At 47.8% G+C, this 23,116-nt stretch carries 31 protein-coding genes; 17 read left to right on the forward strand and 14 right to left on the reverse strand.

All coding sequences use genetic code 11. From position 1 onward, the window contains the following. Position 1: 1 nt before the first annotated feature. Positions 2-862: an alpha/beta fold hydrolase gene (locus tag N179_RS03750; protein ID WP_075642261.1), complete on the reverse strand. Its 861-nt coding sequence runs from the start codon at positions 860-862 to the stop codon at positions 2-4. A 242-nt stretch (positions 863-1,104) separates the two neighbouring features. Between N179_RS03750 and N179_RS03755 the strand changes: the two genes are divergently transcribed. Continuing rightward, a complete protein-coding gene (locus N179_RS03755) occupies positions 1,105-1,788 on the forward strand; it encodes an ABC transporter permease (protein ID WP_075642262.1) in 684 nt (227 codons plus the stop codon). A 1-nt stretch (position 1,789) separates the two neighbouring features. Continuing rightward, positions 1,790-2,680: an ABC transporter ATP-binding protein gene (locus tag N179_RS03760; protein ID WP_075642263.1), complete on the forward strand. Its 891-nt coding sequence runs from the start codon at positions 1,790-1,792 to the stop codon at positions 2,678-2,680. Here the strand turns inward: N179_RS03760 and N179_RS03765 are convergent. From N179_RS03765 to N179_RS03775, 3 genes are all read right to left on the reverse strand, one after another. Continuing rightward, positions 2,669-3,280 (reverse strand): YdeI/OmpD-associated family protein, encoded by a 612-nt coding sequence (locus N179_RS03765; protein WP_075642264.1) that lies wholly within the window; start codon positions 3,278-3,280, stop codon positions 2,669-2,671. The genes N179_RS03760 and N179_RS03765 overlap by 12 nt on opposite strands. A gap of 64 nt (positions 3,281-3,344) precedes the next feature. Continuing rightward, positions 3,345-4,430, reverse strand: coding sequence for a GGDEF domain-containing protein (locus N179_RS03770; RefSeq protein ID WP_075642265.1), 1,086 nt, complete (start codon positions 4,428-4,430; stop codon positions 3,345-3,347). 155 nt (positions 4,431-4,585) lie between these two features. Then, positions 4,586-4,969 (reverse strand): hypothetical protein, encoded by a 384-nt coding sequence (locus N179_RS03775; RefSeq protein ID WP_058265840.1) that lies wholly within the window; start codon positions 4,967-4,969, stop codon positions 4,586-4,588. 143 nt (positions 4,970-5,112) lie between these two features. Here N179_RS03775 and N179_RS03780 point away from each other — a divergent pair, with 143 nt between their 5' ends. The 4 genes from N179_RS03780 to N179_RS03795 all read left to right on the forward strand — a co-directional run bounded on the left by N179_RS03780 (position 5,113) and on the right by N179_RS03795 (position 8,836). After that, entirely contained in the window at positions 5,113-6,117 is a 1,005-nt protein-coding gene (locus tag N179_RS03780) for an ABC transporter ATP-binding protein (protein WP_075642266.1), read from the forward strand. Further along, positions 6,114-6,908 (forward strand): ABC transporter permease, encoded by a 795-nt coding sequence (locus tag N179_RS03785; protein WP_208610325.1) that lies wholly within the window; start codon positions 6,114-6,116, stop codon positions 6,906-6,908. The genes N179_RS03780 and N179_RS03785 overlap by 4 nt, the downstream gene beginning before the upstream one ends. After that, the gene (locus N179_RS03790) at positions 6,905-7,696 is read left to right on the forward strand and encodes an ABC transporter permease (protein ID WP_023468158.1); all 792 of its coding nucleotides are present in this window, start codon (positions 6,905-6,907) and stop codon (positions 7,694-7,696) included. Before N179_RS03785 ends, N179_RS03790 begins: the two co-directional genes overlap by 4 nt. Before the next feature lie 150 nt (positions 7,697-7,846). After that, entirely contained in the window at positions 7,847-8,836 is a 990-nt protein-coding gene (locus tag N179_RS03795) for a DUF2268 domain-containing putative Zn-dependent protease (protein WP_075642267.1), read from the forward strand. A 177-nt stretch (positions 8,837-9,013) separates the two neighbouring features. Here the strand turns inward: N179_RS03795 and N179_RS03800 are convergent, their stop codons facing one another. The 4 genes from N179_RS03800 to N179_RS03815 all read right to left on the reverse strand — a co-directional run bounded on the left by N179_RS03800 (position 9,014) and on the right by N179_RS03815 (position 11,407). After that, positions 9,014-9,775: a hypothetical protein gene (locus N179_RS03800; protein WP_075642268.1), complete on the reverse strand. Its 762-nt coding sequence runs from the start codon at positions 9,773-9,775 to the stop codon at positions 9,014-9,016. A gap of 85 nt (positions 9,776-9,860) precedes the next feature. Continuing rightward, on the reverse strand, positions 9,861-10,283 hold the full coding sequence (locus N179_RS03805; RefSeq protein WP_023468160.1) for a MarR family winged helix-turn-helix transcriptional regulator: 423 nt from the start codon (positions 10,281-10,283) through the stop codon (positions 9,861-9,863). Positions 10,284-10,302: 19 nt separating this feature from the next. Beyond that, positions 10,303-10,722 carry a MarR family winged helix-turn-helix transcriptional regulator gene (locus tag N179_RS03810; RefSeq protein WP_023468161.1) on the reverse strand — a complete coding sequence of 140 codons (420 nt, stop codon included), beginning with the start codon at positions 10,720-10,722 and terminating at the stop codon, positions 10,303-10,305. Between the two features lie 154 nt (positions 10,723-10,876). Next, positions 10,877-11,407 carry a hypothetical protein gene (locus N179_RS03815; protein ID WP_023468162.1) on the reverse strand — a complete coding sequence of 177 codons (531 nt, stop codon included), beginning with the start codon at positions 11,405-11,407 and terminating at the stop codon, positions 10,877-10,879. Positions 11,408-11,606: 199 nt separating this feature from the next. Here N179_RS03815 and arr point away from each other — a divergent pair, with 199 nt between their 5' ends. The 3 genes from arr to N179_RS16910 all read left to right on the forward strand — a co-directional run bounded on the left by arr (position 11,607) and on the right by N179_RS16910 (position 12,823). Next, positions 11,607-12,008 (forward strand): NAD(+)--rifampin ADP-ribosyltransferase, encoded by a 402-nt coding sequence (gene arr, locus N179_RS03820; RefSeq protein ID WP_035397600.1) that lies wholly within the window; start codon positions 11,607-11,609, stop codon positions 12,006-12,008. Positions 12,009-12,026: 18 nt separating this feature from the next. Beyond that, positions 12,027-12,542, forward strand: a complete 516-nt coding sequence (locus N179_RS03825) for a hypothetical protein (RefSeq protein WP_075642269.1) — start codon at positions 12,027-12,029, stop codon at positions 12,540-12,542. A gap of 104 nt (positions 12,543-12,646) precedes the next feature. Continuing rightward, positions 12,647-12,823 (forward strand): hypothetical protein, encoded by a 177-nt coding sequence (locus N179_RS16910; RefSeq protein ID WP_156501836.1) that lies wholly within the window; start codon positions 12,647-12,649, stop codon positions 12,821-12,823. 17 nt (positions 12,824-12,840) lie between these two features. On the opposite strand, the gene N179_RS03830 is transcribed toward N179_RS16910, so the two are convergent. Next, positions 12,841-13,272, reverse strand: coding sequence for an Rrf2 family transcriptional regulator (locus N179_RS03830; RefSeq protein WP_023468168.1), 432 nt, complete (start codon positions 13,270-13,272; stop codon positions 12,841-12,843). A 163-nt stretch (positions 13,273-13,435) separates the two neighbouring features. On the opposite strand from N179_RS03830, the gene N179_RS03835 reads away from it, so the two are divergent. Both N179_RS03835 and N179_RS03840 read left to right on the forward strand, forming a co-directional pair. Further along, positions 13,436-14,071, forward strand: a complete 636-nt coding sequence (locus N179_RS03835; RefSeq protein ID WP_055967833.1) for an NAD(P)-dependent oxidoreductase — start codon at positions 13,436-13,438, stop codon at positions 14,069-14,071. A gap of 128 nt (positions 14,072-14,199) precedes the next feature. After that, positions 14,200-14,382: a hypothetical protein gene (locus N179_RS03840; RefSeq protein ID WP_023468170.1), complete on the forward strand. Its 183-nt coding sequence runs from the start codon at positions 14,200-14,202 to the stop codon at positions 14,380-14,382. Between the two features lie 57 nt (positions 14,383-14,439). Here N179_RS03840 and N179_RS03845 read toward each other — a convergent pair whose 3' ends face one another. After that, on the reverse strand, positions 14,440-14,721 hold the full coding sequence (locus tag N179_RS03845) for a hypothetical protein (protein ID WP_055967835.1): 282 nt from the start codon (positions 14,719-14,721) through the stop codon (positions 14,440-14,442). A 183-nt stretch (positions 14,722-14,904) separates the two neighbouring features. Here N179_RS03845 and N179_RS03850 point away from each other — a divergent pair, with 183 nt between their 5' ends. Next, complete coding sequence (locus N179_RS03850) at positions 14,905-15,981, forward strand: RNA-guided endonuclease InsQ/TnpB family protein (protein ID WP_055967836.1); 1,077 nt, start codon at positions 14,905-14,907, stop codon at positions 15,979-15,981. 220 nt (positions 15,982-16,201) lie between these two features. Here the strand turns inward: N179_RS03850 and N179_RS03855 are convergent, their stop codons facing one another. From N179_RS03855 to N179_RS03865, 3 genes are read right to left on the reverse strand one after another with little or no spacing between them, the layout of a single operon-like run. Continuing rightward, entirely contained in the window at positions 16,202-16,597 is a 396-nt protein-coding gene (locus tag N179_RS03855) for a hypothetical protein (protein WP_075642270.1), read from the reverse strand. Then, a complete protein-coding gene (locus N179_RS03860) occupies positions 16,563-17,366 on the reverse strand; it encodes a hypothetical protein (RefSeq protein ID WP_075642271.1) in 804 nt (267 codons plus the stop codon). Before N179_RS03860 ends, N179_RS03855 begins: the two co-directional genes overlap by 35 nt. Positions 17,367-17,391: 25 nt before the next feature. Then, the gene (locus N179_RS03865; RefSeq protein WP_075642272.1) at positions 17,392-17,934 is read right to left on the reverse strand and encodes a GNAT family N-acetyltransferase; all 543 of its coding nucleotides are present in this window, start codon (positions 17,932-17,934) and stop codon (positions 17,392-17,394) included. A 216-nt stretch (positions 17,935-18,150) separates the two neighbouring features. Between N179_RS03865 and N179_RS03870 the strand changes: the two genes are divergently transcribed. Genes N179_RS03870 through N179_RS03880 form a run of 3 tightly spaced genes read left to right on the forward strand, consistent with a single transcriptional unit; the run spans position 18,151 to position 20,666 of the window. Continuing rightward, on the forward strand, positions 18,151-18,780 hold the full coding sequence (locus tag N179_RS03870; protein WP_075642273.1) for a DedA family protein: 630 nt from the start codon (positions 18,151-18,153) through the stop codon (positions 18,778-18,780). Positions 18,781-18,834: 54 nt separating this feature from the next. Further along, positions 18,835-19,962, forward strand: a complete 1,128-nt coding sequence (locus tag N179_RS03875; protein ID WP_075642274.1) for an MGDG synthase family glycosyltransferase — start codon at positions 18,835-18,837, stop codon at positions 19,960-19,962. A 17-nt stretch (positions 19,963-19,979) separates the two neighbouring features. After that, the gene (locus N179_RS03880; RefSeq protein WP_055967852.1) at positions 19,980-20,666 is read left to right on the forward strand and encodes a polysaccharide deacetylase family protein; all 687 of its coding nucleotides are present in this window, start codon (positions 19,980-19,982) and stop codon (positions 20,664-20,666) included. Positions 20,667-20,819: 153 nt separating this feature from the next. Here the strand turns inward: N179_RS03880 and N179_RS03885 are convergent, their stop codons facing one another. Next, entirely contained in the window at positions 20,820-21,929 is a 1,110-nt protein-coding gene (locus tag N179_RS03885; protein WP_055967854.1) for a GGDEF domain-containing protein, read from the reverse strand. Positions 21,930-22,084: 155 nt separating this feature from the next. Between N179_RS03885 and N179_RS03890 the strand changes: the two genes are divergently transcribed. Both N179_RS03890 and N179_RS03895 read left to right on the forward strand, forming a co-directional pair. Then, positions 22,085-22,618 carry a DUF402 domain-containing protein gene (locus N179_RS03890; protein WP_075642275.1) on the forward strand — a complete coding sequence of 178 codons (534 nt, stop codon included), beginning with the start codon at positions 22,085-22,087 and terminating at the stop codon, positions 22,616-22,618. Continuing rightward, positions 22,615-23,100: an NUDIX hydrolase gene (locus N179_RS03895; RefSeq protein ID WP_055967859.1), complete on the forward strand. Its 486-nt coding sequence runs from the start codon at positions 22,615-22,617 to the stop codon at positions 23,098-23,100. The genes N179_RS03890 and N179_RS03895 overlap by 4 nt, the downstream gene beginning before the upstream one ends. Positions 23,101-23,116 lie beyond the last annotated feature (16 nt).

A 23,116-nucleotide genomic window follows, 5' to 3' on the forward strand; every position in this document is an offset into this window, starting at 1 on the left:
TTCAAATGGGAGACAATCTTTTTCCGGACGTCCAGTAGTGACGAATCGCTTCGATGATGACGTCAGGGCGATCCCAGTGTAATAGATGTCCTGTCTCCGGGACGAAATGGACCGTCGCTTGTGTCATCTCATGTAATCGGTTCGTTGCCTGCTGACGGATCGATGCTTGATCTGTCGGTAACGTTGCGACGTACAACTGAATGTCCGCTGGTGGAACGTCCGGGAGGAAATCAACAACATCCTCGTGGTGAAGCGCGCGTACGATCGCAGCAGCCGTCTCTCCTCGCGCATGCCAGTGGAATCGTCCTTCCTCCATCCGAAGGAGATCGGCACCAGCTAAATCGAGGGAGTGCGAGCGACGTGCATCCGGAGCATAGACAGCAACGTCTAAAAATTCGTCCCATGTTGAAACGGAATCCTCAAAATCTTGTTCATAAAAGACGACTTCTTCCTCTACGGAACGACCGTAAAGCCGTTTACTATGATAGCCGCCGTCAATCAGAATCGTGCCGAGCACACGATCCGCATGTTCAATCAAATAATACAGTGACAAAACACTTCCCCATGAGTGCGACAAGGCATAGAACCGCTTGACATCAAGGATGTGTAAGACTTCGTCGATCCAGTCCGTAAAGGGTTTCATGCGATAGTGTAGAGGATCTAAGAAAGCTGGTGTTTTGCCGTGACCGGGTAAATCAATCGCAATCAGACGGAATTCATCAGCGAGCGCTTCGGCGATTTCGATGAAGCTGAGACTCGTACTGCCGAGTCCATGAAAGCAGACAATCGTCGGAAGCTGTTCGGTTCCCCATTCCGTAATGTGGACGGATTGTTGCTGACAGGTGATCGTATAACGTTTCATTTGCCGTCTCCTTTTTTCTTTTACTGTACCATGAGGAGAATGTTGGGAATTGAAAAATAAGGAAACTTTCTTTAAGGAGTAGCGTAGAGTAAGATAACACGTCATTTACATAGAGGAGAATTCACATGGAAACCATCATCACGATGCTCTTAACAGCCGTTACCTTATATGGACTCGGTGTCCTTGTCACGAAAGTAAAACAACGCTTGCGTTAATCAAAAATATGTCCAAAGGAGTCCGTCATGTTTCCAATCGTAAAACAAGAATTCACGAGCAGCTTCAAAAGCATCAAAGCGATTCTATTGATTCTTTTTCTGACGATCACGTCCGTCTTCACAGCATCGTATTTGACGAGGCATCCGGAACTGCTTGCTGGCGTTAATCAACCGTCTGCCTATACTTCAAGCATTAAGTTCTTCATCCTGTTCTTCGGTTTTCTGTTCGTGGCTGCGTTATCACACGACATCATCAATCGTGAAATCGAGACACGGACGATTCGTTTACTGGTCACGAAGACGTCGCGTCTGCGAATCGTTTTGGAGAAGTTTCTCGGATCATTGTTATTCTGGTGCGCGACGCTTACGATCAATTTCCTGATTGTCTCGCTCTACGCGCAGCAATGGTTCTGGATCGATTATCTGACGGTTCTGATCGTCATCCTATATATCACCAGTTTCAACATTTTTTTATCTACGATGATTACAAAACCTGGTTTGACGATGTTCCTCGGTATTTTTCTCGGGATTGTCGTACCGATCATCGGTCTCTGGTCAGCGTTCTCGGAAAAATGGTATCTAATACCGTTTCAATACATCTTGCCGTATCACGCTGTCATCATGTCTGGAACATTATTACTGTTACCTGTTTTATGGAGTGGGTTGTTTTTGGCAGTCTCCTATCTCACGTTAAAGCGAAAGGATTTGTAATATGAGTGCGATTGAAGTAAATGGGTTGAAGAAATCGTTCGGTGCGAAGGAAGTCTTACGAGAAGTGAATTTGACGGTCGAACGAGGAGAAATTTTTGGTTTTTTAGGTCGTAATGGTGCTGGGAAATCGACGTTCATTCAGATTATGACCGGAATCACACAAGCGACAGGCGGAACCGTCGCACTTCTCGGTGAATCCGCTGATCGTCTGGATGCCATCAAACAACGGATCGGGGTCATGCCGGATACATCAAATCTGTATCATGATATGACGGCACGTGCGTTTCTTAACTATATGGCAGGATTATCAGGAGTTCGCATCACGAAGCAAGAAGTTAGAAGATTGCTTGAACAAGTCGGATTAAGCGGGACGGAGCGACAAAAAATCGGGAGCTTCTCGTTCGGGATGAAGAAAAAGATCAGTATCGCACAAGCGCTCACCGGAAATCCGGAATTACTCTTTTTAGATGAACCGACGTCCGGTCTTGATCCAGAATCGGCGATCGAGATCCAGCGATTGTTGCTTGCATTAAAAGCGGACGGAAAAACGATCTTCTTAACCTCGCATAACTTGAATGAGATCGAAAAGATGTGTGACCGTGTCGCCATCATGACGGAGGGAAGAATCGTCCGCTGTGGAACCGTTGCGTCCTTACAAGAAGCAATGAGGCAGGAGATTCAAATCCGTATTCGGACTGTTCCGCGATTAGAGTCATCGCATCTGCCAGCATACGCTCGACTTTTGTCGCAAACCGATGATTGTACACGGCTTGATTTATCAACGGAAGAGGATATTCCAGAGTTACTCGTCATGCTTGCGAAACAAGACGTCAAAGTCTACGAGGTGCAGATCGAACGTCAATCATTAGAAGAGATTTTCTTAGCGGTCTGACCGACTATCCTCTGATTCCGTCTCCGGAACATCTTCGAGTAAAAGACGACCCCCGTCATTCCACTGACCGTACATCTGATTCCGTTTCGTTTTTTCAATCAACGTCTGCAGACGTTTTTCATAGAGAACGGGATCCTTGCGTACACTTTGAATCGTATCGATCCGGATGCGTCGATAGAGCTCCGGGAAGTCATTAAACTGTTCATAGACGACCGGGTCTTCTTGTAGGCGCGCTTGGATCGTGTCATCAATGACGAACGCATCAGCGCGCATGTCTGGTAGAACCTGTCGTCCGGACGGTTGCATCAAGCCGAGACGTTCCAAGCGACGGACTCGTTCCTTGTTCAGTTCGGTCCAGTTGCTGTTTTTTCGACGTGGGGTGAACCGTTGCGCCAGTTCACCGTCTTCGGTCTTCTTTGCAATTCCATCAATCCAGCCGAAGCAAAGTGCCTCTTCGACGGCATCGAGATAAAGTAGACCATCTCCGGCTTGTTTTCGACTGAGAATCACCCAACAGAAGGTCGCGTGATCTGCGTGGTTCGTCAGCCACTGTCGAAAGCCATCGCGATCGGTAAAGCGTAAGACATTCGTGATTTCCACGTTCGTTCCTCCATTTCAGATAGCAGTGCCCCCTTCACGTCACGCGAGGGGGGCACTTTTTTCTTTAACGTAACGGGTCATGATGAAAGACACAATTCCGACCACTCTTCTTCGCTTGATAGAGGGCAGCGTCTGCCTGCTGGATCGTCTGCAGAAAATTATGGGTCTCAGACGGTTGATGCGTTTGGCGGGACACCCCAATCGATAATGTCACTTGCAGCGGTTCCGTCGCTGATAACTCATACGTCCGTTTGGCACTGGCTTCACAGATTTGTTCCGCGAGTCGACGCGTCTCCGGCAACGAATGCTCCGGCAACAGCATCATGAACTCTTCACCGCCGAATCGTCCGAGCACACACGTTGGGGGACAATACGATGCAAGCAAAGAGCTGATTTGCCGTAAAATATGATCGCCGCGGTCATGACCGTAAGTATCATTGACCTGTTTGAAATGATCGACATCGATGATCATGATTGAAAAATCCGTCTGTTGGGATTTGTACCGTTGGACGGTCTCTTCTAGGCGACGTCGATTATCAAGCCCTGTCAATGTATCCGTCAAGGCAAGACGCCGATGCATCCGGACTTGAGTGAAGTGCCAGCGGACTTGATGCAAGATGCTGTGCAAGAGGAGACCGGCGCAACCATTCCCGACGAGAAAGATCGTCATCGCTGTCACGTCATTCGGTTGAACATGTTGAACGTATGGTAAACAGAGAATGAGTGCAATGCCGAAAATGATTGGAAACGAGATGAATCGATCCGGTGCTTCATTTTGTAAGTACAAGACAACGATGCTGACAATCAGATACGTACCGATCAGCCAATAGGCATGAGCGGAATCAAAAACGAACGTTTGAAGGGAAGCGAAGACGAGGGTCGTGATGAATCCGCTACTAATACCTCCATAAATGAAGGCGATGACAATCAAGGTAATCGATAAGTCGAATTGAAATCCCTCATAGGTGATGGCATTATGGATGACCCAGTAGCCGGCACCTGTCGCAAGAATCAGTACTAACAGATTTTTCTTCAGCCAGCTGTCGAGCGTGTTTCGAAACTGAAATCGTTTAAAAAAGAACAGGGAGATGAGCACGAAGAAAAAGGTCAGAGCGACGTTGAGGATAAGATGGTTCAGCGTATTCCACATATTCGTGTTCCTCTCAAATGAGTTCTGAAAAATAACTACAAAAAAATGTTTCATTCAATGAATATTTATTCTATATAGCCAACGATACCCTAAAGATGTATGAAAATATCTTGATTTCCGTATATTTTAAAAAAGATTAGATTTCTTCAACTAAATCAATAATACTCTGAGATTTTCTCACGTGAAGACTCGACGAGATAATCAAGTGAGACGAAATTGCGAATGAATGCATACGAGCCAATTTCCTCGATGGATACGCCTAATCTCTCTGCTTGTTGATTGCGGACGTCTTCTGATGATTGCAGAATCTCGAAGCCTGCCGCTTGCATCCGCTCCCCGTCAAATTCGAGCGTAACGACATCTCCATCCTGCCAATCACTCTTCAATTGATGAAAGTGATTTTGATACGCTACGCTTGGAGGATCGACTTCAAAGGCGATCCAGCCTGTTGGTGCATCGATTTGAAATGTCGGTGACAATCCACCGCGCGTCACGATTGATTTCATGTGATGCCGATGTGTCATATGGCGTAATAGCATGGTCAGACCACTCCTTTTTCCTCTATTATTACGCGACAGCGTCAGAATATCGAGAAAAATTTTCAAAAGAGATGGAAGAATATTGGATTTTTCTGGTATACTACGTTTTTGGAAAGCGTTTGCACAAAAAAGGGGGAGAATACATGCAACCATATGCCGTCAAAGCAACAGGACTAACGAAACACTATCAAATCCTACAACGGGAACCGGGATTACGCGGAGCGATCAAAGCGTTATTTCACCGGACGTACCGGACGAAAGAGGCGGTCAAAGCGATTGATTTGACGATCGCACCAGGAGAACGGGTCGGCTATATCGGTTTTAACGGTGCCGGGAAATCAACGACGATCAAGATGCTCGCTGGAGTCTTGCGTCCGGACGCGGGGAACGTCCGGGTATTCGGACTTGATCCGCATGCCGACCGCGTCAAGAACGCATCGCAAATTGGAGCCGTCTTTGGTCAGCGGACACAACTGTTCTGGGACATTCCGGTCCAAGAATCGTTTGAGCTGTTGAAGGAAATCTATCAAGTACCGACGTCCGAGTTTGCGGAGACGCTCGCGTGGTTTCGGGAGAAGCTCGATCTCGCACCGCTTTTAGACGTACCAGTCCGACAACTGTCGCTTGGACAAAAGATGCGCTGTGAACTAGCCGCAGCCTTCCTGCATCGACCAAAAGTCGTCTATCTCGACGAACCGACGATCGGGCTTGATATCGAGATCAAGGAGACGATCCGTCACTTCATCCGCGAGATGAGTGATCGCTGGGGAACGACCGTCATCTTGACGACGCACGACATGCAGGACATCGAGGAAGTCTGTGACCGGGTGATCGTCCTCGACGACGGTAAAATCATCTATGACGATACGATCGATCAGTTGAAGGCATCGTTCAGTCACGAGCGGACACTTCGAATCACGCTCGAAGAAGCGGTGCCGTTCGCTTTACCGACGGCGTTGATCAATCGTGTGATCATGTTTGAGACGGATGAACAAACGTACGAGATCGCTTTCGACGACCGAGAACTGTCGAGCGGTCAAGTCATCAAGGAAATCGTTTCGCTGTACGCCGTTCGGGACGTCTCCGTGTCCGTCCCGAAGATGGAGACGTTAATCCGTAAGCTCTACCAAGCGGGGATCAGCGCATGAGAATCCGTAAATATACCGCATTGATGCGGTCCCAAATCAAGGTTGATCTCGCCTACACGGCCTGGTACTGGGCAAGCATGTTCAGCGTGACGATGCGCTTGTTCATCCTCTATTTCTTCTGGCAAGCCGTGTATGCCAATAAGACCGATGTCTCCGGTATCTCACTGTCGACGATGCTGACGTATGCGGTGCTTGCGACGATGATCGATCAGTTCCGCGGGGGTGCCGGACGCGATCTCGCCCGGATGATCAAACAAGGGGCAATCGCAGTCGAGTTACTCCGTCCGTATCACTTGCTTGATAAACTACTCGCTCAAGATATCGGCTCAAAAATCTCGGTCTTGTTCCGCTCGATTCTGCCACTCGTCCTCGTCTCGATCTTGTTCATCGGCGTGGATCGACCACAGTCGTGGTTGGCTGGCATCGCCTTCGTTGGTAGTGTCCTTTGTGCCGTGTTGCTCGCGACATTGATTGACTTGCTCGTCGGCATCTTTGCCTTCTATACCGTCAACATTTGGGGACTATCCGTCTTACAAGACGCTATCATCACGATCATGTCCGGTGCAATCGTCCCGTTGACGCTGTTCCCGGACTGGTTTCAGACGATTAGTCTATACTTACCATTCGCTTCACTCGTCTACGTCCCGGTTGCGATCTATACGGGAGAGATCGGCGCAAGCGGCATCCTGCAAGCGTTACTGATTCAAATCGGTTGGTTGATCGGATTCTTCGTCATCTTGCGGATCACGTTTGCGCTCGCAATCCGGAAAGTGACGGTGTTCGGCGGATGAAACGATACATAAAACTCTACTGGTTGTATGCCAAAAGTCATTTTAAGGTCATGATGGAATACCGGATCGATTTCCTGATTGGTGTCTTGTCGGTCTTCGGTCAACAGTTCGCCTCACTCTTTTTCCTGTCGGTCGTCTTTCAGCATATCGAGACGTTAAACGGCTGGGACTTTTACGAGATCCTATTCATTTACGGGATCGCTTTTTTAGGACGAGCCTTACACCATATCTTCTTTGATAACTTGTGGACGATCGGCTGGCAGTACATTCGGACCGGGAATCTGGATCGGTTGTTGATGCGACCAGTCAATCCGTTGTTTCAAATCATCGCGGAGCGTGTCCAGCAAGACGGGTTCGGTCAACTGTTGATTGGTGGTGGAGTGCTCTATGTTGCTTCCGATCACCTCGACATGATCTGGAGCTTCGGTGATGTCTTGATGCTGATCGTACTTGTTCTTTCGAGCGGAATGCTCTATATCGCGATCAATCTGTTTTTTGCGACGTTCTCGTTTTGGATGGTCGACAGTTTACCGATCGTCTCAGCAGTTTTCAGTTTGAGTGATTTCGCTCGTTACCCGATGACGATCTACTCGAAGGTCTTGATGTTCGTCTTGACTTACATCATCCCGTTCGGCTTCACTGCCTTTTATCCGGCGATGTATTTCTTTGACGGAAGAGGCTATGGCGTAATGGCGATTGCGACACCACTCGTCGCGATCATCGCCTGTTTGATTGCTTATCGGTTCTGGTTGTTTGGACTGAAGGCATTCGCGAGTACGGGATCATGAAAGAAGGAGAACCTTGAAGTGTTGCGACGCTTCAAGGTTCTTTTTGTTTCTAATCAATTTAGATATGGATTTCTTTATGTAAAATATGAAACTTTTGTTATTAAATGACAGTATGAAATATTGAGACATGAATCTGAGGGAGGGGTTATATTGAAAAAAGGATGGCTCGTATTACTCTGTTTGATATTGCTTACCTTATCGGGGTGTACCGTTTGGGAAAGGGCAGAAAACTTCTTTTCACAAAACGACGAAACGATTAAAAATAAGACGATCAAGATTGGTCAAGATGATCAGGTCAAGATCGTTCCGCTCTATACGCAATACAATCAGTACTTAGAAGAAGCGATGCAGACAGGGAACTCAGACGACAACACGAACAGTTACCTAAAACATGTCTTAGGTTACATCGATGAAATTGGTGAGCAACAGAATCTTGATCTAACATATATGAAAAGTTACTTTATGCTACAAGCAACTGAGTATAAAGAACAATTACTAAGTCGGACGAAAGAGCTGATGAAACAAGATACAGAGATCAAAACAATCATTGAAAAAAGTTACACTGCTTCACATCGGGCATTACCAAAGCAAACGAATACGATATTCATCGTGCCTGTTAACACGGAATTCATGGAGCGTATGGATGTCATGGGAGGGGTCGCAGGACTGGCAACTAGAGATTGCTTCATGCTATTCCTTACCGCCGACTACGATCAGAAAATGTTAGATTATGCGGTAGCCCATGAATATCATCATACTGCTTTGTATGATCGGATGAAGCTAGATACATCCTTAGAAGATGAAGCTAGTCCACTGATCCATTCACTCCTTCTTGAAGGAAAAGCGGATCAGTTCGCGAAACACGTGGTTAAAGGAGTGACACCAGCTTGGGTCGAGCCATTAGAAGAAGAGACGAAACAGCGTGTTTTACGTTTAATGAAAAATGGTGAGTTAACGCAAGATGATATCATGGACGGAAATAAGGATAAGGATGTACCTTTGTGGAGTATGTACCGATTAGGTAAAGATATCATGGACGCCTATCTTGAAAAACATCCCTCGGAATCGATAGTAGATTGGACGACTCAAGACGCGGAAACAATCTTGAAGGATTACAAATATAAAAACGATCTTCTTTGATTCAAAATAATGTAAAAAATGGTATTATGTATAGAGAAGCAACTTATCACTAACAGGAATATTATTTCTTTCAAAACTGTAATGAAGTATTCTTTTGAAGTGGATTCATCTTAAACGCAATACGTCCGGATTTCCTATGACTTAGGACATCCGGACGTATTTTTTAGAAGACATCATTTAAGCGAGTGAACGGATCGCGTTTGACATGGCAGGGGAGACAGGATGAATCTGTTCGATGTAATCGAGGATCACTAGTGCAGCCGTTTTATTATGCGAATAGCCTGGCATCATCTCTGAGAATCGGTTGACCATTTCTGGGAAACGTTGCTCAATCCGACGTTCCGGAGCAAACGGATCAACAGATGTCGCTTCCTCTTTTTCAAATGAGGACAGAACGTGTAACAATTGACCAACGGCAAATTGTTGAATCAAACGGAAGGCTGATAATGTTTCACCACGTGCTTCGCGACAGAGCCCGACATACAGGTTCGTCAGTGCTTCATGGATGGCGTAATCGACGGATGGATGTTCGCTCGAACTGTTACGTGGTTGTGGGACTAAGCGTTCAAACGCGTCGAAGGAAGGATCGCACCACACGATACGACCAGCGGAAAATGCAATTTCAGAAAGTTCATCTAGTTCGAAGATCGCAAATTCGGCGTAGATACCGTCGTCAAACATGACTTTATGTCCATCCTGCGTATTTTGAAATTGAAAGTGTAAAGGGTATGTGTTTTCTAACCAGTCGAGTTGCTCGATGAATCGAGTCTTTTTACCGGGCTTTGCGATGACGAAAAAGTCTAAGTCCGAATAGTCATCGAGTCGTTCAAGTTCTTGACCGACTGAACCTAGTCCGAGCAGGACAAGCGCATCATCTGTTTGTGCAATCGTTTGCCCGATTGCATCCAATCGGTCCAATAGTACGTCTCTATGTGTCATCTCTGTTGCTCCCTTGTTTTAGTGTCTCTATGTAAAAAACGCGGACGCCTCGATAGAAAAGAGTCCGCGGTTATCGGAAGTACGATCAAAAATGATCGCTTTGCATCTTATGGAGCAATTGGTCGAACGTCTCGTGGTCCTTTGATGTAAAGGCACGGAAATAACGATCATCAATCTCTTCGATCTCGGGAGCTGACGTTTGAATCAGCGCTGCACCATCTTCCGTCAAGAGAATCCGTTTTTCCCGGTTGATTCGTTTTCGGATGACGAGGTGTTCCGCGAGTAACTTCTTCACCGTTTGCGAAATGGCACCGCTTGAGAGTTCGAGCGTGCGTTCAAGTGATTTTTGCGTCGCACTCTCTTGATGATACAAGGTCATCAATAAATCGAATTGGGATTTTGAGAGTCCTTTTGGTTTCAGTACATCGTTGACTTCTTTCGAATAACGAGAATGGATTCGCTGAATGGCGTTCCAGTGTTGCATTGAAGATTCGAATGTGAAGGTCATGATTTTTCCTCCTCTTCTGTCATGCAGGGTTGAGCTTATCGAAGAAACGGATTAATTCTTCCTGTTGTCGAGCCGTCAGAGCGGCGAATTGTTCCTGTTGAAAACGTTCATAGGCAGGCAACACTTCTTGCAGAATAGCTGTTCCTTTTTCCGTCAAGAGCAAATAGTTCGTCTTCCATTTGCGTTTGCGGGTGATGAGTTGCCGATCAAATAAACGTTTGATTCCGTGTGAAATCGTGCCATCGGTCACTTGGATCCGTTCAGCGATTTCCTTCTGGCTCGTGCATGAGGTCGTTTGTAGGCAACGCAATACTTCAAGATTCGTATGGGAGAGATCCCATTGTTTCAAGAACGCATTGACGTGCTTGATTTGTTGGTTGTGATACGTCGAAATCGTCTGCCAGCATGTCATGGGGTATGTCTCTGTCATTATTGTCATGAGGAACCTCTTAAATGTAGAATGTACTGCTGATGAATTACTTTTACCATACCATATTAAAAATATGTAGTGCTACTAGTTTGAACGCAAACCCATCACTTCCCATCATTACCTAGGAACTGTACAAAAAAAGACCTGAACGTGTCAGGTCGGTTCAGGAAGGAATCCCATTCGAAAGCGTGAGATAGGAATCCGTTAACTGGAATCCATATTTCGTAAAACATTGATCTGAGACGCGTCCTTGTAAGGTGATTGTCGCATAATCGCCACGAATCGCGTAATGAGTGTACTTTTTTTCGATGTCATGAATCAACGACTCAAGTAACAGACCACGCTCGCCGAGTCCTTCTTCCCGAACGTTGATCTCAAGTAAACAGAATGTACCGTATTCGGTGAGAGATGTGCGCTTCGTTCGTTCATGAAGCACGGTTAAGAACGAACGTTTTGAAATTAGGGATCGACTATGGGGTGGTTCTAGAATCGTGACGTAATAACTGAGAGCTGGTGGACGTAAATTACGCGTGACTTCGACGACTTGCCGCTGATTGTTGTACGCGAGACCAACGAATTGTTCCTGCGGATGATGCGGCACGGTCAGTCCTTCTTGCTCACAAACGGTTTGCCACTCGGCTTCTGGAATCCAGACAGCCTCTTCGGTTTTCGCTAAAGCTTTAAAGAACTTCACGTTAAACGGATGACCTCCTATAGGGTATGTAAAATGATTATTCCTATCATGCCTGATGGCCAGACAAAAAACGAGTTACAATCTGACGACAAATGCTCTTCCTTTGCTATAAGTATACCGTGAAATTTCATTTTAAAACAGACTACACCTGAATGAATCGACTGTCTATACTGAATGTATCCAGTCAGGAGGCGAGCATATGAAACCAGTCGAAGGTCCGTTTTTCCATGGCACGAAAGCCACGTTGCAAATCGGTGACAAATTGAAACCAGGGCATGCATCGAATTTTCGTGAACGACCGCTCCAGCACGTCTATTTCACGGCAACACTTGATGCAGCGAAGTGGGGCGCGGAGCTCGCACAATCTGACGCTCCGGAACGTATCTACCTCGTTGAGCCACTCGGAGCGTATGAGGATGATCCGAACTTGACGAACAAACGGTTCCCAGGCAATCCGACCCGGTCGTATCGTTCGACGGAACCCGTGAAGATCATCGCTGAACTCGGAACGTGGGAACGGCATACAGACCAGGAGATTGAGAAGATGAAAGCATCCCTGCAGCGGTTACGCGCAGAAGGGAAGGATACAATCATCGACTAAACGAACGGGGGAGAAGACTTGCCTGTATATGATTTTAAATCGATCCAACCGACGAACGTGAACGTCATTGATCAATTATTAGTTAATCACTTACATGCCATCCGCCTGAATCAAGACGACGAGCGATGGATCACGATCCTCGAAGATCCATTCGTTCCACCCATTGAAACGATTGTTGGAGTCTATTGTGTCTACCGAAAATCAATTCTTGATCTGTTGCAAGGTAGGATTGCCTCCATCGAATCGTATGACTTTCAGAATGCATCTGCGAACGACAAACTAATGACAGTAGAAGGCGTCGATGGAGTGCTTGATATGGCGACATTCGTCGTCATCGCATCAGAAGACGATACCTATATGTCTCACTACTTCATCGGTGGTGATGCAAAGAAACTTAATTCGATCTTAAATGTATGCTTTGGTCATCCGAATGCGTTGGACGAACAAGCATCAAAACATTCTATCAAACGCTTCGAGCAGGATGTTTTGATCGTTGAAAAGATGGGATTCATGAAATTGCTTCGAAATGAATAGAGAAACGAATTGAATGTAAGATAAGCACTACCACGTATTTTTTTGTCAGAATGTACTGCAAGGTGAAGATGGAATGGTACAATATGTAAAAAGGGGGCGTTTATATGTCTCGCTTCAAACAAGAAAAGAAACAACCACTCGATCATCTCCGCGATGGTGTCGATCAAGGTCTCGGTAGTGCCGTACCACGTGGGCAAAACGACGGGATGCGTGGTCTGGAGATGCTCGCGGTGCTTGTCGTCCTCGGTGGAGGATATCTACTATATCAATGGTTTTTCTAAAGCAAGAAGCATCGCCCTTATGAGGACGATGCTTCTTTTTGTTCGATTTCACTGACGATATCATCTAGAGTGACGTGAGCGAGTACCTTTTCAAGCGCGGATTGTGCGAGCTCAAAGATTGGTGTGACCGTCGATTGGATGTTTCGTCCGACTGGGCAGTCTGGATTCGGTGCAGCATGGACGCCGAACAGTTCCTTATCCGGAACGACAGCAACGGCGTGATAGACGTCAAGCAGCGTAATGCGAGACAACGGGCGGGCGAGTCGCGCACCGGCGACACCCGGACGGACCTCGATCAAATCAGCTTTTTTCAACATGCTCATGATTTTACGGATGACGACCGGATTCGTATTGACACTGCCAGCAATCAAGTCGGATGTCATCTTCTCGTCGGTTGCGATCAACGAGAGAATATGGATGCCGACGGAAAAACGAGTACTGATGGCCAACGGATGACCCTCCTTCTTAATAACATTGTTCTCTCATTATACGCTGTATCATTCATTTGGCAAGAAACGGGGAATAGGAACAACACAGTTGACAAACAAAGTATTTGTAACTATATTGGTTACATGTAATCAAATTAGTTACATATCAAAAGGAGGAATCATCATGAACATCGGAATCATCGGCGCAACAGGAAAAGCAGGGCAGTTGATTGTACAAGAAGCAATCAAACGTGGACATGACGTCACGGCAATCGTCCGTAACGCCGCAAAAGTGACGGCAAACGTCACGATTCTCGAGCGCGATGTGCTCGCACTGACGAAAGACGACTTAAACGGATTTGACGCCATCGTCAATGCGTTTAACGCAGCACCGGGTGAGGAAACGAAACATATCGAAGTCGGGCGTCATTTAATCAACGTATTAGCAGGAAGTAAGATTCGACTATTCGTCGTCGGTGGTGCGGGAAGCCTATTCGTTGATGCCGAGCATACAGTACGCGTCATGGAAACACCGGATTTCCCGGAAGCGTATTATCCGACAGCCTCGAACATGGGAAAAAACTTGATCGAACTGCAAGGGCAACACGACGTGACGTGGACGTATCTCAGCCCCGCTGGATTCTTTGATCCGAGCGGTCAACGCACAGGAACGTATACAGTCGGCGGCGAGCAGATGATTCTAAACGCAAAAGGGGAAAGCTACATCAGTTACGCGGATTACGCCATCGCTGTAGTCGATGAGCTAGAAAACGCGCAACATCTCAACGAGCGATTCTCGGTCGTTGGCGAACAAGGGTGATGGTGTCAGACCGACTCACGTAGTCGGTCTTTTTTAATGGGCGGAGCGAGAGATACAGCGGAGGACGGATGGCATAATAGCATAGTTTGTTTAATATGAGGATAGAAACGACTAAAGGAGTATAAATCATGATGCGACGAGTTTTTAGTATCATCAGTCTGTTAGCTGTCTTGATCGTCTGTACGACGTCGACGCAACCGTCCCGGTTCGAACGTTCGAAACCGGTCGCGACGATCGAGGATCATTACGAGGGACAAATCAATTGGCCGAGTGAAAGTGATCCGTTGCTGGAGCTTAACGCCAAACCGTGATCTACATGTTGCCGACCAAAGCCCGTCTCCTTGAAGAAGACGGGCTTTTTGGTGACGTTAGATGACAGTCATTGCGTTCAAGAAGACGAAGAAGAACATGATGCCGCTCGTCAAAATCAAAAAGGGGAGGACGATCAATAATTCAAGATGCGGACGAACGCCATGGTAGAACAGAAAGAACAGTGACAAACAGGCGGTCGTGATCGTCAGCGCAAGTGAGGCAATCAATTCATGAAGGGGTTCAACGAACGGAATGAGGGACGATCCAGTGATCGTGTCGAAGGCGAAACCGAAGGACAAAAAAATGAGTAAGTACAAAAGTGATTTTTGACGAAACATGTGGCATGTCTCCTTTACAGAATGTACGAGCGAGAAAGCCCACTCCTTTAGGGGTGGGATGATAGCGAGTTCGGGGACGGAGTGTCTTCAGACACCGCATGTCCCCGACTGTTCTTCCTGATGAAATGCATTTATAGTAAATCTATAATGGAGTTGATTATTAGGATGAAGGAGGTGTCAAAGATGAGTCAAGTCGTCACGGTAGAAGTTCGAATCTATGCCACGCGTCGTCAGGATGCCATCCTAAAAAGGATGGGCAAGACCTATATCCAGACCGCCAACCGAGTCGTGGCGAACATGGTCGCCTCCGAGGACGGGAAGAGGTGGTCGAGCAAGGACATCGACACTCCCCTTCCGAGCGCCGTGAAGAACCAACTCGCAGGAGATGCCGTCGGCATCTACAAGAAGGCGAGGAAAGAGGATTTCAAACGCATCCCTGTCCTCAAAAAGCCGGTCTGCGTCTGGAACAATCAGAACTATTCCTTCGACTTCGAGAGCATCTCCTTCCCCGTTTGGATGGACGGGAAGTCCGTGAAGATGCGATTCCGTGCTGCCATGGTTGACAAGGACAATCGGAATACCGGACTCCTTGCCAACAAACTCGGGACGCTCAGGGTCACGAAGAAGGGAAGGAAGTGGATCGCTCAGATTTCCGTCCATGTCCCGACCGTCCCTCGGACGGGGGTGCGGGTGATGGGGGTTGACCTCGGACTGAAAGTGCCGGCGGTCGCCGTCACCGATGACGACACGACCCGTTTCTTCGGGAACGGTCGTAAGAACAAGTATATGAAACGCAAGTTCCGTGCGGAACGGAAGGCACTCGGCAAAAAGAAGAAGCCGAAGGCTATCAAACGACGCAATCAGAAGGAACAGCGGTGGATGCGGGACAAGGACCACAAGGTCAGCCGAGCCATCGTCGATTTTGCAAGACAGAAGAAAATCTCTGTCATTCGCCTCGAACTCTTGGCGAACATCCGACAGACGGCAAGAACAAGCCGTAAAAACAACCAGAACCTCCACTCATGGTCGTTCTATCGTCTCGCGTCCTTCATCGAATACAAAGCCGCCTTGTCGGGCATCAAGGTTGAGTATGCGAACCCCGCCTACACGAGTCAGACCTGCCCATCCTGTTCCGTCAGGAACAAGGTGAGGGATAGGGTCTACACGTGTGCCTGTGGGTTTAAAGGACATCGGGACGCCGTCGGTGCGATGAACATTCGATACGCACCTGTGATGGATGGTAACAGTCCATCAGCCTGAGAACCTATACGGTCTGTCTCAGGAGGGGTGATGGCACACCCCTACCTCAAGGCTCGGACGAAGCAGAAATGGATTGAGTCCGCCAAGCACTTGAGAATCCCACCCTCACCAACGGTGTGGGCTTGCGGCTTTAGCCGTGGGAATGTCAATGAACGATACATTCAGTATAATGCCTAGCTTGTCATTCTTACCTAACAAAAATGTAAGAATGTGGCTGATTTCAAACAACTGAATCGTTCTTGTATAGTAATGTCAAACGTGTCATTAAAAAATAGAGGAAGGCGGCGCTACTCGCGATCGCCTGAAAATAGAGCGGTTGAAACAGACCATTGAAGACGATTAATAAGATGCCACCAATAAGGAAGACGATGCCTTGATTCAGGAAGAGATGTGATGTAAAGGAAAGTAGACGCGTTCGGAAGCTGAAGTAACGAATCGCGTCAGTCAGGATGCCACCGACCGTGATGACAATCATAAACGACAGTAATGTCTCGAAAACACCTGAATAATATCCAGCGTCCGCCTCGGGCATAAGCCGCGGTGACGACGGGAGATGTTGATACAGCATCAAAAAAATCCAATTAGTCATCAGTAGTCGAAATGACAGACGGATCATGGTGTTCCTCCTTCCCGATTTTTATGACGATGAATAGACGGGTGACCATCACATATAAAAAGGCAGCGACTACGTTTCCGGTGAAACATACTGCAGGAAGCGAAGTGAACAAAATGAATGCGCCAGCAAACACGAAGACCGTACCTTGATGAACGAGGGGATGCGTCGTCCACGGTAGCGAACGTTTCGTAAAACGAACAGCTAACAGCAAGTCAGCCATCGCGATGCTGCTGAAGAACAGTAGCATGACAGCGTCCAACTGTTCATTGACCAACTGCTCCGTGTAGGACAAAAACGGCACCATCATCGTCATCGAACCAAACAAGTGGAGAAATAAAAAGAAGCTGAGGACGGTCCGACCAAGCCACCCGAATAGATAGGGGAGGAATGCCGGATACTTCCGCGCTGATTCGGAGACAAGAAGATAGACCAATGCTACTCCAGAACAGAACAAGACAAAATAGAACGAAAATGGATTGGATTGCACAAGTAGATAGAGGACGATACTTGCGAACAACGCGACGACTTGATTGAGGATGATCCGTTGTGCGAATGAGATAGTCGAACGGAATAACAGGCGCGGCAGCCCTTCTGTCAAGAGTGCGCTGATTAGGATGACTGGACCGGCAAACAGTAGACCAATCAGGAAGAAGTCGGTGAAGGACGTGCCGTATAGTGCTGGATTCCCTATCTCAAGCCCAGCAATCAGTGCGTACAAGAAAGCAAACAATATCACGGAAATGAAACTGCTCTTTACGATCGATACCATGAGATAAGTCCTTTCCGTTTGTTGCTCAAAATAATTTGTACCAATAAAGCGTCAGATTGATGTGTGGATTGACGGATTGTTTTAGGCTATCGACTCCACCAAGCACGAAGCCTTCCCGCTCGTAAAACCGGCAAGCTATCAGATTATCGTCCTGTGCTTCAAGGGATAGTCCGATTAACTCACGTTGCTGTGCCCACTTCGTCGCAGCGGCGACCAGTTGGTGTCCGACGCCTAGTTTACGAAACGATTGTTTGACGGCGATGTTCTCGATGTAGGCGAAACGGTTCCAGTCACGTACGAGACGAATCTGACCGATACAAGAAGTACCGGAGAAGGCGAGGAGGACGATACGATCGTTATGATCAATATAAGTAGACCAATCGAGACGGTCGTCCGGGAAATGGGTTTCAGTAGCTGTTTTATAAAGTTCTTCCGTATAGGACCAAGCGGTACCGGAAAACTGTGGAACGATGCGTCCGATGATCGGAAACGCGTCGTTGGCTTCATTGACGAGTGGAATGCTCTCGGGCGAGAGCGGGCGAATCGTCAGCTGTTTCGTCTCTTTCATCGTTATTCTCCTTTATGTCTATTGAGATATCCTTCACTCTCTTCATCATCTCCTAAATACTGAGAACTGTCACGAGGAGAGATACGAGAACAGGTCAATTTTTAGCTGAAAACGGGTTTTAATTTTTCTAAAAAAGGAATTGCATGAACAGGAACGAATACATAGTCAGAAGACGATGAAACATTACAGAGAGACAGCAGTAGAGGACGTGACAACATGAACATGGATACGGTTAACCAGTATCTCGATGCCTATGGGTATGGCGTTATTTTCATCTTTTTATTTTTTGGCATCGTCGGGATCCCGGCGCCAGAAGAATCGCTACTCGTCCTGATTGGTATCTTAAGTGGTCAGAACGAAGAACGTTTGGTTTATTCGATCTTAACGGCGTATGCCGGGACGTTCGTCGGCATGCTGACGGCATATAGCGCGGGGCGCTTCTTCGGACCGACCGTCTTACGATACGGTCGTTTCATCGGATTGACGAGAGAACGCTGGGAGCGGGTGTCAAACGGCTACATGGGACGGATTAATCGGACGATCATCGCCGGTCTTTATATTCCGGGCGTGCGGCAAATCAATCCGTATTTTGCAGGCATGAAGCGGATTCCGTTCGGTCGGTATTTCTGGGTGTCGGCACTTGGTTCCGCGCTATGGATCGTTCCTTTCGTCTTACTCGGTCACTTTGCCGGAAAGACGTTTCATATCAAGCCGGAAGTCGTACCGTATTTCGGACTTGCCTTACTCGTATTGTTCCTGCTCGGTGTACTCGTCAAATGGATCAAGCGTAAACGGCTCGAAAAACGCGTCGTTTCAGGGAAAAACCAAGCGGGAAAAGAAGACTAAGCGATACTTCTTTTTAAAGGATTTTTGCGGATAGTTTGAAGGAGTGGACATACGATGCAAAAAATAGTGATCTTTCCTTTTTTAAGGATGCGATCCGGTCATCATCTCGTCGCGGAAGCCATCGCCGAACGATTGCAGGGACCAGATGTTGAAGTCAAGGAAGTAGAGTTACTCAGTACAATCAGCCCGTTCGCGGAATGGGTGACATCGAAGTTTTATCTGAACTGGATCCGACATTTCTCAAACGGTTATAGTCGTTTTTATCATCGGCATATTGCCGGGCGTTCGAGTAACACGCGCTCGACCGGATGGACGTCGCATTATTTCCAACAACAGATGTTACGAATCATTCGAACGGAACAACCGGATGTCATCATCTGTACGCATGCGTTTCCATCTTATCTCTTGAATCAATTAAAGGAACGAAACCTTTGTGATGTACCCGTCATCAATGCCTATACCGATCTATTCGTCAGTCGCGTCTGGGGAAAGACGCATATCGAGTATCATCTGTTGCCGAATCGTGAGGCGATGCGGGAATTACACGCGCATCATGCTGTCCCAGAAGAGCGGTTGTTCGTAACGGGAATCCCTGTCCATCCAGCCATTTTTGGTGGTTCGATTATTCGCTCGACGCAGTCCCGCAAACAAATTCTGGTTGCGGGCGGAAACGGTGGGCTCGGTCAACTCGAGACGTTGCTGACGCAAATCGAACAGTGTGCGGAAGCCGATTTTCATGTCTTGTGCGGGAACAATCAGACGCTCTATAAACGGTTAGCTTCGCGACGTCATCCACATATTCATCCACTCGCCTATATCGATTCACGAGATGAGATGAATCAACTGTATGAACGGATGGATGCGATCGTCACGAAGCCGGGAGGCGTGACGGTCAGCGAAGCATTCGAAAAACGTGTTCCGCTGTTCATTCAACACGTCCTACCGGGGCAAGAAGAGATCAATCGTACGTATTTGATGGAGAAAGGGCTTGCGTTCTCCTTTAATCAAACGGATTCACTCGCGGATGTCATCCGTCGGACGCTTGAGAACCCGGATGTCATGCATGCTTGGCAACAGGCGGTCACGCAGTATCAAAATGATTGCGTCATGGCCGATCAGCGGTTTTTCGCGGAACGAATTGCGGGTTGCCTGCAAGATCGTCGTCAAAAAGTAAATGGATAATAAGGGAGTTAGTTTACATGCGTTCACGTCTTGTCACAGCGGGAGTTCTCGCGACACTTGCTTATACGGTCGTTCCGTATATGGCGTCACGCGTCTTTGGATGGCGCGTGACGAAATCACTGGACTCACGATCCATCGCCTTGACGTTCGATGACGGTCCAGATCCTGTCTATACGACAGAACTGCTGGATCTCTTACAACAAGAAGGCATTCACGCGACGTTTTTCGTCGTGGGTCATAAAGCAGAAGCACATCCGGACCTCATTCGCCGGATGCACGAAGAAGGGCATCAACTCGGGATCCACAATTATGTCCATCGTCCGAACTGGTCGATGCGACCGTCGACAGTCCGGACAGGCATTGAGCGGACGGCAGCAATCATTGAACGGATCACGGGCGAACGTCCGACGGTCTACCGTCCACCGTGGGGTGCGCTCAATGCTGGAGATGTCCTCTGTCCTCCTTCTTACAAAATGATTCTCTGGTCGAAGATGGCGGAGGACTGGAAGCTAGAGGGCGGGACCGCAAAAATCAAACGATTGTTGTCGCATGTGTCAGAAGGCGACATCATTTTATTGCATGATAACGGGGATACGTTCGGTGCGGATCCACAAGCACCCGTGCAGACGATTGCGGCGCTGAAAGAACTCTTACCGGAGTGGAAAGCACGTGGCTTACAGTTTCGGCGAATCGATCAAGCGTAAAGAAAGAGGACTTACCGGTTTCATGGTAAGTCCTCTTTTGCATAGATTAAGCATTGCGTGACATATCGTCCTCGTCTGCATGGCGATGATGGATGATCTGTTTTTGCATCACCCAGCGCAGTCTACTCAATAATCGAATGCGTATGATAAAGATTAAGAACGGACCGGTTCACGGTCTTGCGTCGTCATCGCCGCCTCAGCATCGACCTCGTACAGAATGACACGGTTCCGCCCTTGTTCCTTGGCGGCATATAACGCTTCGTCGGCAAGGATATTCATCCTCTGGGCAGCGACGTGTTTCCCATGGGCGATGCCGACGGACGCTGTGATCGAGATGGCGGGAAAGCCGTCGAGCTGAAAGCGCGTGTTCGCGATCCGCTCCCGGATTCGGTTGGCAACCTTCGCGACTTTCGAAGGCGTCAAATCATAGACGAGGACCATGAATTCCTCTCCCCCGATGCGCGCCGTGATATCATGCGGACGCGTTTCTTCCTGTAAGATCCGTGCGAACTGTTGCAAGACGAGATCCCCGTTCGCATGCCCGTATGTATCGTTGACATGCTTGAAGTGGTCGATGTCGAGTGCGAGCACATTGTAGACACGTCCTTCCTCTTCAAGAAAAGCCGTCCGTTCGTCCCAAACACGGCGATTGTACAGTCCCGTCAAATGATCGAGTTCCGCTGATTGTTTGTAGCGCTGCACCTGTTCGTTGAGCAACTGAAAATCAATCGTCAATAGACTCGATAACAGTCCGACCGCCAGTCCGATCGTCCATGTCGAAGCGAGCAAACGAAGAGCGGCGTCACTAAAGCCGAGATTGATCGAGACGGCAATCGTAATCATGAACAACGCCCAGACGTTCATGATGAGATTTTGCAAGAATGGTCGGTGGAGCAACCGTTTATGGATGAAGTACATCCCGGTGCTGATACCAAGGACTGCAAGAAACGCGACGATCGCTTGTGGTGTCCAGCCGAAGTAGAACCGGGAGCAGCCGATGATTAGCGTTGCGATGATCAGAGGCGAACGGACGCCATAAAAAGCGAGCAGGACGAGCGGTAAATGACGCAAATCCATCCGTAACGACTCGTTGACGGCGATCCCCTTAAACATCAATAGCACCCCGAGCAGCCCGGTCGCAAGACCGACGATGAGGGATTTCAAGCTACTTGACGCGAGACGTTGACTATAAATGATTTTGGCGATCAAATAAAAGCCGGTGAAGGCGATGCAAGCATTCAATAACAACTCGGCAATGAACATCGGTTCCACATCCTTGAGTATGATACTTTCACGATAGCAGTTTGTTAAAGGATGTCAACGAGAGAGTCTCAAAATTTTAAAGATTCAGGTAAAGACTTGCTCAAACAAATTTATTTGGTAAAATTAGAGAGCTTTAGGGAAGGAGTGGGGTGAGAATGGAACTACAGCATGTCACGATGGAAGCGCGAAAATTTGATGGACGTCCGCACTATTCATGGGACGGCTATGTCCTTGAACAGACGGAAGCGTATCTGCTCGTCGCGAATACGCCCGGGCGGACTCTTTTGCATCATCGTCGCGAAGCGGTTTATACATATGACAATTATAGTCTCGAATTCTATCCGCTTGATGCTGATTTTACGGTCGGTCTCGATTTAGAGCGGACGGGAGAGGTGACGTACTACTGTAACATTTGCTTACCGCCAGTTCTTCAAGGAAATACCTTATCGTTCATTGATCTGGATCTCGATCTCGTCCATCGCGAGGAAGTGTGGACGGTCGTCGACGAGGACGAATTTTTAGAGAACCAACAATTGTACGATTATCCGACTGATGTGATTGAACGAGCCCGTGCATCGTTACTGAACCTACAAGAACGAATCGCGCAGCAACAGTTTCCGTTTGACGGCTTTTTGGATTCATTCATCCCGACCGTCCTACAGATGAAGAGAAGGGGGAATGACACATGAAGACGATTCGTTGCCACCGGGCATTTGGTGTCTATGGATTATTGATGAAGGAGGATGCCTTACTCGTCATCGACAAGAATGGTGGACCGTATATCAATCGCTATGACTTACCAGGGGGAAGCCTCGAAGAAGGAGAGACGCTCGCTACGGCGATGCGCCGGGAATTCACGGAAGAGACAGGGCTCGAAGTGGCACTCGAACGACAGATCGGCGTCGCGGACTTCAAGCTTCCGTGGGATTGGCGCGAGTTCGAAGAAGTCCATCACATCGCTGTCTTTTATCTCGTCCGACAGACGGGTGGAACGCTGAGTATCCCCGAACAATTCGTCGGACAAGACTCGCTCGGTGCGCGCTGGGTCAAGGCGAGTGACGTCTCGATTGATAACGCGTCACCGCTCGTACTCGAAGCGTTTCGCTGGATCGAGGAACAGCAACTCGATCTCGAGGCACGACACTTCTCGAATTGGGACGTCTTAAAATGAACAGGAGCGCTCTTCG

This window comes from Exiguobacterium indicum HHS 31 (assembly GCF_001939065.1).
Lineage (GTDB): Bacteria > Bacillota > Bacilli > Exiguobacteriales > Exiguobacteriaceae > Exiguobacterium_A > Exiguobacterium_A indicum.